We start from the raw sequence: 13,491 nt of genomic DNA on the forward strand, positions 1-13,491 counted from the left end.
GCCGTCGTAGCCTCCCCGGATGGACCCAGTAGCGGCACTCAAGCGCGTGGCCTACCTCATGGAGCGCGAGCGCGCGGAAGCCCGGCGTGCCACCGCGTTCCGTAAGGCGGCGCGGCGCCTGGAGGACCTCGACCCGCAGGAGCTGGAGCGGCGCCTCGCCACCGGGACGCTCACCGAGCTGCCCGACGTGGGGCAGCGGACGGCCGGCGTCGCGATGGAGGCCGCGCGCGGGCAGGTGCCCGACTACCTCACGGCGCTGGAGGAGCGGGCGGGTACGCCACTCGCCGAGGGCGGGGAGGAGGTCCGCGGCTGGCTGCGCGGGGACCTGCACTCCCACTCCGAGTGGTCCGACGGCGGCACCCCGATCATCGACATGGCCCGGGCCGCCGTCGAGCTCGGGCACGACTACCTCGCGCTCACCGACCACTCCCCGCGGCTCACGGTCGCGCGCGGGCTGTCGCCCGAGCGGCTGCGTGAGCAGCTCGACGTCGTCGACGCGCTCAATGCCGAGCTCGCGCCCTTCCGGATCCTCACCGGCATCGAGGTCGACATCCTCGACGACGGCGAGCTCGACCAGGAGCCGGAGCTGCTCGCCCGCCTCGACGTCGTCGTCGCCAGCGTCCACTCCAAGCTCCGGATGGACAGCCGCGCGATGACCCGGCGGATGGTCGCCGCCGTCGAGCACCCGCTCGTCGACGTCCTGGGGCACTGCACCGGGCGACTCGTCACCGGCGGTCGCGGCACCCGGCCGGAGTCGGAGTTCGACGCGGAGGCGGTCTTCGGTGCGTGCCGGGACAACGACGTCGCCGTCGAGCTCAACTCACGCCCGGAGCGGCTCGACCCGCCCATGCGGCTCCTCGAGCTCGTCGTCGACCTCGGCTGCCTGGTGGCGATCGACACCGACGCCCACGCGCCGGGTCAGCTGGAGTTCCTCGACCACGGCTGCGCGCGCGCCGCCGAGGCGCAGGTCCCGCGCGACCGCATCGTCAACGCGCTGCCCCTCGACGATCTCCTCACCTGGACCAACCGGTAGGCACCCGCCGCCCCTCACCCCCACCCTCTCCCGCCGAGCGCTGACTTCTTCCCGGACCTGTGGACGGAGCCGCTGCCCACAGGTGCCGGCTCAGCGGGGACGCGGTTCGTGGACGTCCGGGCGCAGGCGCTCGGGGATGCGGTCGCGCTCGAAGGTGATGGACGACTGGCCGTGAGGGGTGGGGCGGCCGTCCTCACCGAGGTTGACGAAGACGATCGAGTCGATCGTGAGGATGCTGTGGCGGGTGAAGAGGTTGCGCACCTCGGCCCGCATCGTCAGCGAGGTCCGCCCGAAGCGGGTGGCCCGCAGGCCCATCTCGACGATGTCACCCTGCGTGGCCGAGCTGAGGAAGTTGATCTCCGACATGTACTTCGTGACCACGCGCTCGTTGCCGAGCTGGATCATCGCGTAGATCGCGGCCTCCTCGTCGATCCACCGCAGCAGGCTGCCACCGAAGAGGGTGCCGTTGGCGTTGAGGTCCTCGGGCCGGATCCACTTGCGGGTGTGGAAGTTGATGTCGTCGGAGTGCATGAGTCCAGGTTAGGTCCGCAAACCGGCCTAAACCCGGCGGGGGCGGCGTGCGACCCGCCACGGCGCACGGCGCCCCGACTATCGTGGCGGGTGATGATCACCCGACGCGACGCTGCCCAACGCCTGGACATCCCCGTGGAGATGGCCACCCGGCACGGCCTGCCCCCGAAGCTCACCGCCGGTCAGCTGCGTGAGATCGAGGACAACCCGCCACCGTGGCTGGTCCAGTCCCGCGCCAACCGGACCGGCAAGGCCGTGTGGGTCGACCTCGTGTGCACCGTCTGCGGGTATACCGAGAAGTCCCGGCCGAAGAAGTGGTGGCCGAGGTTCACCCACATCAGCTGCGACGACCATCGGCCCGGCGACCTGCCGCCTCCCCTCCCCGGCCACGGACGTGAAGAGATCGTCGGCATCGGCAGTCGCTTCGTCGGCGTGGTCGACACCCCGCTCGACTGAGCCTGCAAGGATCACCGCATGAGTGACCAGCCGGGACCGCTGCTTCTTCTCGACTCCGCCTCCATGTACTTCCGGGCGTTCTTCGCCCTGCCGGACACGATGACCGCCCCGGACGGGACGCCGATCAACGCCGTGCGCGGCTTCCTCGACGCGATCTCCCGGCTCGTGGAGGCGCACCGGCCCTCGCGCGTCATCGCGTGCTGGGACGACGACTGGCGCCCGGCCTTCCGCGTCGCGGCCATCCCCTCCTACAAGGAGCACCGGCTCTCCGACGACGGCGGCGAGGAGGTCCCCGAGCTGCTCACCGCTCAGGTGCCGATCATCGTCGACGTGCTCTCCGCCGTCGGGATCCCGCGTCTCGGCTCGCCCGGCTACGAGGCCGACGACGTCATCGGCACGCTCGTCGCCCGCGAGGTGGCGGCCGCCGACCGCGCTCCCGAGGTGCTCGTCATGACGGGGGACCGGGACCTGTTCCAGCTCGTCGACGACGACGCGGCCGTCACGGTCCTCTACCCGATGCGCGGGCAGAAGGAGCCGCAGCGCATCGACGAGGCGTGGCTGCGGGAAAAGTACGGGGTCGACCGCGGACAGGCCTACGCCGACATGGCCACCCTGCGCGGGGACCCCAGCGACGGTCTGCCAGGCGTCGCGGGCATCGGGGAGAAGACGGCCGCGTCGCTCCTCGCCCAGCACGGCACGCTCGCCGGGATCATCGAGGCGGCGAACGACTCCGGCTCCTCGCTCACCGCCACCCAGCGCAAGCGCATCCTGGCGGGGGCGGACTACCTCGCCGTCGCCCCGACCGTCGTCCAGGTCGCCCGTGACGCCCCTCTCGCCGAGGGCCGCGGGGAGCTGGGCGACGTCCCTGCGGACGGGGACGCGCTCCTCGAGCTGGCCGAGCGGTGGGGCCTGGAGTCCCCGCTCAGGCGCCTCGTGGACGCGTGCGCCGCGGCGTCCTGACGCAGCGCGGTCAGCGGGTGACCGCTGACCGGGGATGTCGGCCGGGAACTGTACTCTCGGCGCAGAGGGTGGCAGGAACGCGACGACGAGAGGAAGCCGCCGATGGACAGGCAGCAGGAGTACGTGCTCCGGGCGATCGAGGAGCGTGACATCCGGTTCATCCGGCTGTGGTTCACCGACGTGCTCGGCGTGCTGAAGTCCGTGGCGATCGCGCCGGCCGAGATCGAGGCGGCCTTCTCCGAGGGCATCGGCTTCGACGGCAGCTCCATCGAGGGCCTCACCCGCGTGTACGAGGCCGACATGCTGGCCAAGCCGGACCCGTCGACCTTCCAGCTGCTGCCGTGGCGCGGGGACGAGAACGGCGTCGCGCGGATGTTCTGCGACATCCTCACCCCCGACGGCGAGCCCGCCCGCTCCGACCCCCGCAACGTCCTCAAGCGCACGCTCGAGCGCGCCAAGGACGCCGGCTTCACCTGCTACACCCACCCCGAGATCGAGTTCTACCTCTTCGAGCAGCGCCAGAGCCCTGACGCGCCCCTCGTCCCGATCGACACGGCCGGCTACTTCGACCACGTCGCCCGCGGCACCGCCCACGACTTCCGGCGCGACACCATCACGCTGCTCGAGTCCATGGGCATCTCGGTGGAGTACTCCCACCACGAGGCCGGCCCGGGGCAGAACGAGATCGACCTGCGCTACGCGGACGCCCTGTCCACTGCGGACAACATCATGACCTTCCGCACCGTGGTCAAGGAGGTCGCCCTCCAGCAGGGCATCATGGCCACCTTCATGCCCAAGCCCCTCATCGAGGCGCCCGGCTCCGGCATGCACACGCACTTCTCCCTCTTCGAGGGGGACGCCAACGCCTTCTACGACCCGGCCGGGCAGTACCAGCTGTCCTCGACCGGCCGCTCGTTCATCGCCGGGCTGCTCCACCACGCCGCCGAGATCACCGCCGTCACCAACCAGTACGTCAACTCCTACAAGCGCCTGTGGGGCGGGGGAGAGGCACCCAGCTACGTGTGCTGGGGCCACAACAACCGGTCCGCGCTCGTCCGCGTGCCCATGCACAAGCCGGACAAGGGCCCCTCCACCCGCGCCGAGTACCGCGCGCTGGACTCCGCCGCCAACCCGTACCTCGCCTTCGCCATGCTCATCGCCGCCGGCCTCAAGGGAATCGAGGAGGGCTACGAGCTGCCCGACGGCGCCGAGGACAACGTGTGGGCGCTGTCGGACGTCGAGCGCAAGGCCATGGGCATCAAGCCGCTGCCCGGAAGCCTCGAGCAGGCGCTGGAGGTCATGGAGTCCTCCGAGCTCGTCGCCGAGACACTCGGGGAGGACGTCTTCGAGTTCTTCGTCCGCAACAAGCGCCAGGAGTGGACCGAGTACCGCTCCCAGGTCACGCCCTACGAGCTGCGTAGCCTGCTGCCCGGCATCTGACCCGCCGTGCGCGCCCCCACGCCCACCCAGGAGCTGCTCCGGCTCGGCTTCACCGATCCGCGCCGGGCGGCGGGGCTCCTCGACGAGCCGGTCCTCGCCGCGCCCCTCGCCCGCGCGGAGGACGGCGGCGCGCCGCTGACCGTCGCGCTCGGGCGGGTGGCCGACCCGGACCTCGCGCTCCTCACCCTGGTCCGTCTGCTCGAGGCGGCGCAGGGCGACGACGGCGCACCGGACCTCGCGGCGGTGCTCGCCTCCGACGGTGGGCACCGACGTCGGCTCCTCGCCGTCCTCGGCTCCTCGAGCGCGCTGGGCGACATGCTCGTCGCCCGCCCCGCCGACGCCGCCCTCCTCAGTGACGAGCACGCCGACGGCGTCCTCGACCTCACCCCGCAGGACGAGCGGGAACGCGCGCTGGAGGCGGTCGGCGCCGACCCGTTCGACGCCGCACCCGTCGCCACGGTCACCGGCACCGCCGGGGTCGAGGCACTGCGCCGCTGCTACCGCCGCCGGCTCCTCGAGGTGGCCGCCGCGGACCTCACCAGCCCCGACCCGCTCGGTGCCTTCCCCGCGGTGGCCGCGGCCCTGTCGGACCTCGCGGCGGCTGCCCTCGAGGCCGCCCTCGCCGTCGCCCGCGCCGACCTGCCCGACCACGGCCGCGGCACCCGCCTGACCGTCATCGGCATGGGCAAGACCGGTGGCCGCGAGCTCAACTACATCTCCGACGTCGACGTCGTCTACGTCGTCGCGCCCGCGGAGGGCACCGACGAGGACGAGGCCACCGCCGTCGCCACCCGCCTCGCGGGCGCGCTGGCGAAGAACGTGAGCGGCGCCGTCGGGACCGAGCCGCCGCTGTGGCCGGTGGACGCGAACCTGCGCCCGGAGGGCAAGGACGGCCCGCTCGTGCGGACCGTCGCCTCCCACGTCGCGTACTACGAGCGCTGGGCCAAGACCTGGGAGTTCCAGGCGCTGCTCAAGGCCCGGCCGGTGGCCGGGGACGCCGCGCTGGGAGCGGAGTACGTCGCCGCGGTCGAGCCCTTCGTGTGGTCGGCAGTGGGCCGGGAGAACTTCGTCGAGGACTCCCAGGCGATGCGCCGCCGCGTCGAGGACACCATCCCGGTCGCCGAGGCGGAGCGGCAGCTCAAGCTCGGGCGCGGGGGACTGCGGGACGTCGAGTTCACCGTCCAGCTCCTCCAGCTCGTCCACGGCCGCACCGAGGAGGCCATCAGGACCGCGGGCACGCTCGACGCCATCGCCCGCCTCGCCGAGACCGGGTACATCGGCCGCGACCCGGCCGAGCGGCTCGACGAGTGCTACCGCTACCTGCGCGTCCTCGAGCACCGGATGCAGCTGTACCGGCTGCGTCGCACGCACGTCATCCCCAGCGGCGAGGCGGACCTGCGGCGCCTGGCGCGGGCGCTGCCCGGCGACGGAACGCGCAGCGCGGAGACTCTCGAGCAGCGGCTGCGCGCCGTGCGCCGGGAGGTCCGCGACCTCCACGAGGACATCTTCTACCGGCCGATGCTGCCGCTCATCGCCAAGCTCAGCCCCGAGGACGCCCGCCTGAGCCCCGAGGCGGTCCAGGAGCGGCTCGCGGCGATCGGCTACCGCGACCCCGCCGGGGCCGTGCGGCACCTCGACTCGTTGACGTCGGGCGTCTCCCGCACCGCCGCGATCCAGCGCCAGATCCTGCCCGCCATGCTCGGCATGTTCGCGCGCGGCGCGGACCCCGACGGCGGGCTGCTCGCCTTCCGCAAGGTCTCCGAGGCGCTCGGCAGCACCCACTGGTACCTCCAGATGCTCCGCGACTCCGGCGTGGCCGCGCCCCGGCTGAGCTATCTCCTGGCGACGAGCCGGTACGTCTCCGAGGGGCTCGAGGCGCTGCCCGAGGCCGCGGCCTGGCTCGGGGAGGACGAGGCACTGCGTCCCCGCACGCCGGAGCAGCTGGCGCGCGAGGCCGCTGCCCTCGTCCGCCGTCGCCCCGACCCGGAGGAGGCGGTGCGCGCCGTGCGCTACCTGCGCCGCCGCGAGCTGCTGCGCGGCGCCGTCGGGGACGCGCTCGACGGCGTGGGCGACGAGCGGGACCGCACCGTCCTGTCGGTCGCGGCCGACCAGGCGCTGACGACGACGCTCGAGGTCGCCATGAGGCTCGCCTCCGAGCAGCGCGGCCTGGCGCAGCCGCCGGTCCGCTTCGGGATCATCGCGATGGGCCGCCTGGGCGGGCAGGAGATGGGGTACGGCTCCGACGCCGACGTCCTGTTCGTCCACGAGCCGGTGGGCGAGGACGACGACGTCGCCCAGGAGTTCGCCGTCGCCGTCGCCGGGCACGTGCGCGCCCTGCTCGGCGACCCCGGCGCGGAGCTCCCGCTCCCCGTCGACTCCGCGCTGCGGCCCGAGGGGCGCAACGGGCCGATGGTCCGCTCGCTCGCGTCCTACGCCCAGTACTACGAGCGCTGGGCCGAGCCGTGGGAGCAGCAGGCGCTGCTGCGGGCCCGGCCGGTGGCCGGCGACGAGGGGCTGCTCGAGCGCTTCGGTGCGCTCATCGACCGCTACCGCTACCCGGCCGACGGCCTGGACGACCGCGCCCTGCGGGAGCTGCGGCGCGTCAAGGCCCGGGTCGAGTCCGAGCGGATGCCGCGCGGCGTCCCCGCCAGCCGGCAGCTCAAGCTCGGGCGCGGGGGGCTGTCCGACGTCGAGTGGACCGCTCAGCTCCTCCAGCTGCAGCACGCCGGCCGAGTGCCCGAGCTGCGGACGCCGCGCACGGTCGAGGCGCTCACCGCGGCGCGGGACGCGGGGCTGCTGGGGGAGGAGGACTGCGCGCTGCTCGTCACCGCGTGGACGCTCGCCTCACGGCTGCGCGCCGGGATCGCGCTGGCCACCGGCCGGGTCACCGGCGCGAAGATCGACGTCCTGCCGCACGACCCGGGTCAGCTCACCGCCGTCGCCCGCCTTCTCGGCTACGGCCCCGGCGAGACCGCCGAGCTCGAGGAGGACTACCTCCGCGCCACCCGCCGCGCCCGCGCCGTCGTCGAGCGCATCTTCTTCGACTAGCCCTCGCCCCGCCCCTCTCCGCGCCGACAGCTGACTTGTTACCGGCAGCCGACCTACCGCCGAGAGCTGGATCCCGCCCGAGGGTCACCCAACCGCTCGGGCCTCAGCACCACTCCATGACGCGTCCGGCGTGGCGGACCATCTCGTCGAGCACTGCGAGGTCGATGGCGTCGGCCGACGCGAAGGAGATGCTCGCCGACCCCACCTTCGTCCTCCCGAGCCGCTTGCCGTAGGGCTTGGCGAGGTACTGGCCGTCCTCGGCGGCGTTGACGTAGAGGCTGAGGTACGTCGACTGCCGCGCCAGCCCCACGAGGAACCACTCGACATCCGCGCCTCGCGGGCGGGGCTGGACGGTGGCGCCGTACCCGATGATCGACTGGTCGGTGCCGCCCCACATCACGCCCTGCCACAGCACGCGGGTGGCGCCGGGCAGGGCTGCGGTGATGACGCCGTCGAGCGTGGCGAGTGAGCCGTCGGGGTCGTTCGCGGCGATGAACTCGTCGACGGACACGTCGGTCGGGCGCATGGACTGGCTCATCTCTCCAACCTACGCCCGGTTGACCGGCGCCTGACCGCCTGGGCGATGATGGACGAATGCGCCTCATCCTCATCCGCCACGGCCAGACCAGCTCGAACGTCGCGGACCTCCTCGACACGGCCGAACCCGGCGCCGCCCTCACCGAGCTCGGCCGGCAGCAGGCCGCCGCCGTCCCGCGCAGCCTGGCTGACGAGGACATAGGCGCCGTCTACGCCTCCACCCTGGTCCGCACCCAGCAGACCGCCGCGCCGCTCCTCGCCGAGCGCGGACTCGACCTTCGGGTGCGCGACGGCATCCGCGAGATCAAGGCGGGCGAGCTCGAGATGCTCGGGGACGAGGCGTCGATCCGCGCCTACGTCGGCACGATCTTCAGCTGGGCCGACGACCCGCTCCGCCGGGTCCCGGGCGGCGAGAACGGGCACGAGGTGTGGGAGCGCTTCGACGAGGTCGTCGTCGAGGCGCACGCCGCGGGCGTCGGGACGGCGGTGATGTTCAGCCACGGCGCCGTCATCCGCTCGTGGACGGCTGCGCGGGCGGAGAACGTCACCGGCGAGCACGCCGCCTACCACCCGATCAGCAACACCGGCGCCGTCGTCCTCGAGGGCAGCCCGCGCGAGGGCTGGTGGGCCGAGCTGTGGGAGGGGGAGCCCCTCGGCGGGGAGCGCGTGAGCGACGCCGCCCACGACGGCCCCGCCGCCGACCCCGCCCCTGCCGAGGCGGTTCCGTCCGAGTCCTGACGCACCGGGAGGCACGCATGACCACCCCGGCTACATGAAGTCGTCGTCGCCGACGGGCCGGTTGGCGCTCATCTTCTCCGGGGCGAAGAAGTCGTCGTAGCCCCCTCCGGGGTTGTCGGGGTCCTTCTTCTCCTCCTTGCCGCCACCTCCGCTGGCGACCGGCGTCGGCACCGGCTCAGCGGGGACCACACCGTTGTCCCGAAACCACTCGATGCAGTCCTGGATCGCTGTGGCGTACTTCCGCTTCCTGCCCCTGTCGTTCGCGATGCTCTCGCGGAACGCGAGAAGGTTCTCCAGAGCGCTCTTCATACGCGCCACGTCGAGTTCCGTGCCCGCGTTGACGTTGTAGAACTTGCCCTCGATCTTGAGGTGGCTCTTGGCGCCGATGCCGAGATGGAGGTGGACCTGGGCGTTGCCCCTGATGAAGTAGCCGCCCTGGCCCTTGACCTCTTCTCTTTTGTACCGCTGAACGATGACGCCATGTGGCGACGCAGAGCGAGCCAGGCTGCGCACCACGGCCCGGTTGCCAGATGCACGCTGGAGGGCAGCGAGGGTGACCACGCTGTGCGGCGGGAGGAGGCCTGCAGGGTGACCCGTCGTCGGAGCACGCGAACTCGCCCTGGGCACAGGCGGAGATATCGCGTCGTTGTCGTGGTCCCGTCGACCTGCCACTGTCGCCCCCCTATTCGTGTCGACCCGACGGTAGTGACCGGGCCACCGTGACCACGGACCCGTGCGGGCAGCCTTTCGCGCAGGGGCGTTGTCTCGACGGGGCGCGGTGTCACAGTGACCGTGGCACGGTGGTCGCCATGCGCGTCCTCCTTCTCGCCGACACCCACCTCCCCACGCGCGCGAAGCAGCTGCCGGAGCAGGTGTGGCAGGAGGTCGAGGCGGCGGACCTCGTCGTCCACGCGGGGGACTGGGTGGTGCCCGAGCTCCTCGACGAGCTCGAGGACCGCACTGCTGCGCTCCTCGCCTGCTGGGGCAACAACGACGGTGCCGAGCTGCGCCGTCGTCTCCCCGAGGTCGCGCGAGCCGAGGTCGAGGGGGTGCGCATCGCCGTCGTCCACGAGACGGGGCAGTCCCGCGGCCGCGACGAGCGGATGCGCGCCGCCTACCCGGACACGGACCTGCTCGTCTTCGGCCACAGCCACATCCCGTGGGACGGGGCGGCAGGCGGGCTGCGCCTGCTCAACCCCGGCTCGCCCACCGACCGGCGCCGCCAGCCGCACTGCACGTACATGACACTCACGCTCGCGGCCGGCGAGGTGCGGGACGTCGAGCTCCACCGCCTGCCGCCGGGAGCGAACGCCGCCTGAGATACGGCCCCGTGCCCGGGACGTCGGCAGTCCGCATAGGCTGCGGCGGCACGCACCCACGCCCGCACGGAGCACCATGACCGCCATCGCCCTGCCCGAGCACCCGCTGCACACCGAGCGCCTCACGCTGCGCGCGGCCGTCCCCGAGGACGCCGAGCTCACCTGGCGCTACCGCCGGCTAGACGAGGCAAACGCCTGGCTCACCAGCCGCCAGACCACCCTCGCCGGGCACCGTGAGCACTTCACCGACCCGGGCCGGCTCGGCCTCACCCTCCTCGTCGAGCTCGGGCACGACGGCGGCGGGGAGGTCGTCGGCGACCTCATGCTGCGGCGCACGGACGGCTGGGCGCAGACGGACGTCGCCCACCTCGCGGCCGGGACGGAGGTCGAGGTCGGCTGGGTCCTCGACCCCGCCCACCGCGGCCGCGGCTACGGCACGGAGGCCGTCCGGGAGCTGCTGCGCTACAGCTTCACCGAGCTCGGCGTGCGCCGCGCCGTCGCCAACTGCTTCGCCGCGAACGATCCGTCGTGGCGGCTCATGGAACGGGTGGGCATGCGCCGCGAGGCGTACACCGTCCGTGACTCGCTCCACCGCTCGGGGGAGTGGCTCGACTCCCTCGTCTACGCCGTCCTCGCCGAGGAGTGGGAGGCGGCCACCCGGTGAACGCCGCAGCCCCCGGCACCGAGAACGGCGCCGGGGGCTGCGGGGAGCGGTCTAGATGTCGAAGTACAGCTCGAACTCGTGCGGGTGCGGGCGCAGACGCAGCGGGTCGATCTCCTGGGTGCGCTTGTACTCGATCCAGGTCGAGATGAGGTCGGGGGTGAACACGTCGCCCTCGGTGAGGAAGTCGTGGTCGGCCTCGAGGGCGAGGAGCGCGCCCTGGAGCGAGTCGGGGACCTGCTCGATCTGAGCGTGCTCCTCCGGCGGCAGCTCGTAGAGGTCCTTGTCGATCGGCTCCGGCGGCTCGATGCGGTTCTTGATGCCGTCCAGGCCCGCCATGAGCATCGCCGAGAAGGCGAGGTACGGGTTGGCCGACGGGTCCGGCACGCGGAACTCGATGCGCTTGGCCTTGGGCGAGGTGCCCGTCACCGGGATGCGGATGCACGCGGAGCGGTTGCGCGCCGAGTACACGAGGTTGACCGGCGCCTCGAAGCCCGGCACCAGACGGTGGAAGGAGTTCACCGACGGGTTGGTGAAGGCGAGCAGCGCCGGCGCGTGCTTGAGCAGGCCGCCGATGTACCAGCGGGCCAGGTCGGACAGGCCGCCGTAGCCGCGCTCGTCGAAGAACAGCGGCTTGCCGTCCTTCCACAGGCTCTGGTGGGAGTGCATGCCCGAGCCGTTGTCACCGAAGATCGGCTTCGGCATGAAGGTGGCCGTCTTGCCGTTGACCCACGCCGTGTTCTTGATGACGTACTTGAACTTCATGACGTCGTCGGCGGCGGCGCGCAGCGTGTCGAAGCGGTAGTTGATCTCCTGCTGGCCGGCGGTGCCGACCTCGTGGTGGGCGCGCTCGACCTCGAGCCCCACCTGCTGGAGGACGGTGACCATCTCGTCGCGCAGGTCGGCCATCTGGTCGTTGGGGGAGACGGGGAAGTAGCCGCCCTTGTAGCGCGTCTTGTACCCGAGGTTCCCGCCCTCCTCCTCACGGCCGGTGTTCCACGCGGCCTCGCTGGAGTTGAGGTGGTAGAAGCTCGAGTGCTGGTTCGTCTGGAACCGCACGTCGTCGAAGATGTAGAACTCCGCCTCGGCACCGAAGTAGACGGTGTCGGCGATGCCCGTGCTGCGCAGGTAGGCCTCGGCCTTGGCGGCGATGTTGCGCGGGTCGCGGGAGTAGGCCTCGTCGGTGAAGGGGTCGACGATCGAGAAGTTGACGACGAGCGTCTTCTCCTTGCGGAACGGGTCGATGAAGGCGCTCGTCACGTCCGGGATGAGCTTCATGTCGGACTCGTGGATCGCCTGGAACCCGCGGATCGAGGAGCCGTCGAACATGAGGCCGTCGGTGAAGGCGTCAGCGGCGAAGGACTCGACGGGGATGTTGAAGTGCTGCATCACGCCCGGCAGGTCGCAGAAGCGGACGTCGACGAACTTGACGCCCTCCTCCCGGGTGAAGGCGATGGCCTCCTCGGCATTGCTGAACATGTACCGCTCCTCTGGCGTGGGAATTCCGGGGGACCATCACGGTCCCGACGGCGACGACGTTATCGGCGTCGCGTTTCGTCGTCGTCACCCCTATGTGTCCGGCATGTTACGTGGACGACGACGGCGGAGCCTCGGTCAGGCGCGCACGATCCGCGTGCCGGCCCACACGTCGTGCAGCCCGCGTCCGTCGAGCCCCCACACGACGGCGGGCACGACGAGGCACAGGCTGACGGTGCGGATGAGGACCTGGACGGGGCGCGCTGCTCCGCCGTCGGCGGCGCGCACCCGGAGGCCGAGCAGGGTGTGGCCGATCGTGGCCCCCCGCGTGGCGACGAGGAGGAAGGTCACGGCGGCGAAGACACCGAGCGTGGCGAGCGGGTGGTTGTCGAGGAAGCCCGCGGAGATCGCGGTCGCGACCGCCCAGTCGACGGCGAGGGCGATGACGCGACGGCCCAGCGGCGCGGGGGTGCTGCGCGCCTCGGCGGTCACGGACTGCTCCTGTCTCACGCTCAGCGCCCGCGCATGCCCTTGCGGTCCGGGCGGGCCCGCAGCGGGTCGACGCCCTTGGGGATCGGCGGGCGCGAGGACTGCAGGGCGCGCAGCCGCTTGGACACCGCGGCCACCTCGGCCTTGGTGAGGCTCGGGCGGAGCTTCTGGATGGTGCGCACGAGCTTGGGCAGCGGGGTCTGGCCCTCGTCGCGACCCACCTCGACGAGGTGGACCGTGACGTTCGGGGCCACGCGTGCGACCTTCTTGCGCTCACCCTCGAGGAGACGCTTGACGCGGTGGCTCGGGCCCTCGCCGATGAGGACGACGCCGGGACGGCCGACGGCGCGGAAGACGACGTCCTGGGTGCGCGGGTCGATGGCGACCGGCTGCTCCTCGATGTTCCAGCCGCGCCGGATGGTCCCCAGGGCGGAGGCGGAGGCGCCGGGGGTGCCCTCGATGCGCGAGTAGGCGGCGCGCTCGGCGCGACGCGAGAGCAGGAGCATGACGACGATGAGCGCCACGGGCAGGCTCAGGAGCGTCACGTACACCGGGTGGCCGACGGCCAGGCCGATGACGAGCCCGAGGGCGAGGATCCCGACGAAGGCGCCGAGGAGCCACCAGGTGATCGAGGGCTGCGCCTCGCGGGTCATCTGGAAGACTTCCCACAGTTGGTGGTACCAGCGCTTCTTCTTCTGCTTCGGCGCGGCGCCCTCTGCGGCGTCCTTCTTCTTCTTCAGGGCCATGATCGCCAATCCTACCGGCCCGCGGACGTGCCTCTGCTGCCCCCGGGCCTGTGGATG

At 72.2% G+C, this 13,491-nt stretch carries 14 protein-coding genes; 8 read left to right on the forward strand and 6 right to left on the reverse strand.

The annotated features are described in order from the left end of the window. Positions 1-19: 19 nt before the first annotated feature. On the forward strand, positions 20-1,033 hold the full coding sequence (locus tag ACWPXV_RS05475) for a PHP domain-containing protein (protein ID WP_454084284.1): 1,014 nt from the start codon (positions 20-22) through the stop codon (positions 1,031-1,033). Positions 1,034-1,123: 90 nt separating this feature from the next. On the opposite strand, the gene ACWPXV_RS05480 is transcribed toward ACWPXV_RS05475, so the two are convergent. Continuing rightward, positions 1,124-1,564, reverse strand: a complete 441-nt coding sequence (locus ACWPXV_RS05480; protein WP_454084285.1) for an acyl-CoA thioesterase — start codon at positions 1,562-1,564, stop codon at positions 1,124-1,126. A 93-nt stretch (positions 1,565-1,657) separates the two neighbouring features. Here ACWPXV_RS05480 and ACWPXV_RS05485 point away from each other — a divergent pair, with 93 nt between their 5' ends. From ACWPXV_RS05485 to ACWPXV_RS05500, 4 genes are all read left to right on the forward strand, one after another. After that, complete coding sequence (locus ACWPXV_RS05485) at positions 1,658-2,020, forward strand: hypothetical protein (protein ID WP_454084286.1); 363 nt, start codon at positions 1,658-1,660, stop codon at positions 2,018-2,020. A gap of 18 nt (positions 2,021-2,038) precedes the next feature. Next, a complete protein-coding gene (locus ACWPXV_RS05490) occupies positions 2,039-2,980 on the forward strand; it encodes a 5'-3' exonuclease (RefSeq protein WP_454084287.1) in 942 nt (313 codons plus the stop codon). A 102-nt stretch (positions 2,981-3,082) separates the two neighbouring features. Then, entirely contained in the window at positions 3,083-4,420 is a 1,338-nt protein-coding gene (glnA, locus tag ACWPXV_RS05495) for a type I glutamate--ammonia ligase (RefSeq protein ID WP_454084288.1), read from the forward strand. A gap of 6 nt (positions 4,421-4,426) precedes the next feature. Then, positions 4,427-7,468, forward strand: a complete 3,042-nt coding sequence (locus tag ACWPXV_RS05500) for a bifunctional [glutamine synthetase] adenylyltransferase/[glutamine synthetase]-adenylyl-L-tyrosine phosphorylase (RefSeq protein WP_454084289.1) — start codon at positions 4,427-4,429, stop codon at positions 7,466-7,468. A gap of 103 nt (positions 7,469-7,571) precedes the next feature. Here ACWPXV_RS05500 and ACWPXV_RS05505 read toward each other — a convergent pair whose 3' ends face one another. Next, positions 7,572-8,006 carry a DUF1801 domain-containing protein gene (locus ACWPXV_RS05505; protein ID WP_454084290.1) on the reverse strand — a complete coding sequence of 145 codons (435 nt, stop codon included), beginning with the start codon at positions 8,004-8,006 and terminating at the stop codon, positions 7,572-7,574. Positions 8,007-8,062: 56 nt separating this feature from the next. Here ACWPXV_RS05505 and ACWPXV_RS05510 point away from each other — a divergent pair, with 56 nt between their 5' ends. Beyond that, on the forward strand, positions 8,063-8,743 hold the full coding sequence (locus tag ACWPXV_RS05510; protein ID WP_454084291.1) for a histidine phosphatase family protein: 681 nt from the start codon (positions 8,063-8,065) through the stop codon (positions 8,741-8,743). 30 nt (positions 8,744-8,773) lie between these two features. Here ACWPXV_RS05510 and ACWPXV_RS05515 read toward each other — a convergent pair whose 3' ends face one another. After that, positions 8,774-9,304: a hypothetical protein gene (locus ACWPXV_RS05515; protein WP_454084292.1), complete on the reverse strand. Its 531-nt coding sequence runs from the start codon at positions 9,302-9,304 to the stop codon at positions 8,774-8,776. 248 nt (positions 9,305-9,552) lie between these two features. Here ACWPXV_RS05515 and ACWPXV_RS05520 point away from each other — a divergent pair, with 248 nt between their 5' ends. Together ACWPXV_RS05520 and ACWPXV_RS05525 are read left to right on the forward strand one after the other, a co-directional pair. Next, complete coding sequence (locus tag ACWPXV_RS05520) at positions 9,553-10,062, forward strand: metallophosphoesterase family protein (protein ID WP_454084293.1); 510 nt, start codon at positions 9,553-9,555, stop codon at positions 10,060-10,062. 76 nt (positions 10,063-10,138) lie between these two features. After that, complete coding sequence (locus ACWPXV_RS05525) at positions 10,139-10,726, forward strand: GNAT family N-acetyltransferase (RefSeq protein ID WP_454084294.1); 588 nt, start codon at positions 10,139-10,141, stop codon at positions 10,724-10,726. A gap of 51 nt (positions 10,727-10,777) precedes the next feature. Here ACWPXV_RS05525 and glnA (ACWPXV_RS05530) read toward each other — a convergent pair whose 3' ends face one another. The 3 genes from glnA (ACWPXV_RS05530) to ACWPXV_RS05540 form a co-directional block, all read right to left on the reverse strand. Next, a complete protein-coding gene (gene glnA, locus ACWPXV_RS05530) occupies positions 10,778-12,202 on the reverse strand; it encodes a type I glutamate--ammonia ligase (protein ID WP_454084295.1) in 1,425 nt (474 codons plus the stop codon). A gap of 135 nt (positions 12,203-12,337) precedes the next feature. Beyond that, positions 12,338-12,691, reverse strand: a complete 354-nt coding sequence (locus ACWPXV_RS05535) for an RDD family protein (protein WP_454084296.1) — start codon at positions 12,689-12,691, stop codon at positions 12,338-12,340. A 20-nt stretch (positions 12,692-12,711) separates the two neighbouring features. Then, a complete protein-coding gene (locus ACWPXV_RS05540; protein ID WP_454084297.1) occupies positions 12,712-13,434 on the reverse strand; it encodes a DUF4191 domain-containing protein in 723 nt (240 codons plus the stop codon). Positions 13,435-13,491 lie beyond the last annotated feature (57 nt).

This window comes from Georgenia sp. Marseille-Q6866, assembly GCF_965111665.1.

What these genes read in the sequence shown, in the direction of transcription:
- ACWPXV_RS05475 (WP_454084284.1), top strand. Translation starts at nt 20, where the DNA reads ATGGACCCAGTAGCGGCACTCAAGCGCGTGGCCTACCTCATGGAGCGC.
- ACWPXV_RS05480 (WP_454084285.1), bottom strand. Translation starts at nt 1,564, where the DNA reads ATGCACTCCGACGACATCAACTTCCACACCCGCAAGTGGATCCGGCCC.
- ACWPXV_RS05485 (WP_454084286.1), top strand. Translation starts at nt 1,658, where the DNA reads ATGATCACCCGACGCGACGCTGCCCAACGCCTGGACATCCCCGTGGAG.
- ACWPXV_RS05490 (WP_454084287.1), top strand. Translation starts at nt 2,039, where the DNA reads ATGAGTGACCAGCCGGGACCGCTGCTTCTTCTCGACTCCGCCTCCATG.
- glnA (WP_454084288.1), top strand. Translation starts at nt 3,083, where the DNA reads ATGGACAGGCAGCAGGAGTACGTGCTCCGGGCGATCGAGGAGCGTGAC.
- ACWPXV_RS05505 (WP_454084290.1), bottom strand. Translation starts at nt 8,006, where the DNA reads ATGAGCCAGTCCATGCGCCCGACCGACGTGTCCGTCGACGAGTTCATC.
- ACWPXV_RS05510 (WP_454084291.1), top strand. Translation starts at nt 8,063, where the DNA reads ATGCGCCTCATCCTCATCCGCCACGGCCAGACCAGCTCGAACGTCGCG.
- ACWPXV_RS05520 (WP_454084293.1), top strand. Translation starts at nt 9,553, where the DNA reads ATGCGCGTCCTCCTTCTCGCCGACACCCACCTCCCCACGCGCGCGAAG.
- ACWPXV_RS05525 (WP_454084294.1), top strand. Translation starts at nt 10,139, where the DNA reads ATGACCGCCATCGCCCTGCCCGAGCACCCGCTGCACACCGAGCGCCTC.
- glnA (WP_454084295.1), bottom strand. Translation starts at nt 12,202, where the DNA reads ATGTTCAGCAATGCCGAGGAGGCCATCGCCTTCACCCGGGAGGAGGGC.
- ACWPXV_RS05540 (WP_454084297.1), bottom strand. Translation starts at nt 13,434, where the DNA reads ATGGCCCTGAAGAAGAAGAAGGACGCCGCAGAGGGCGCCGCGCCGAAG.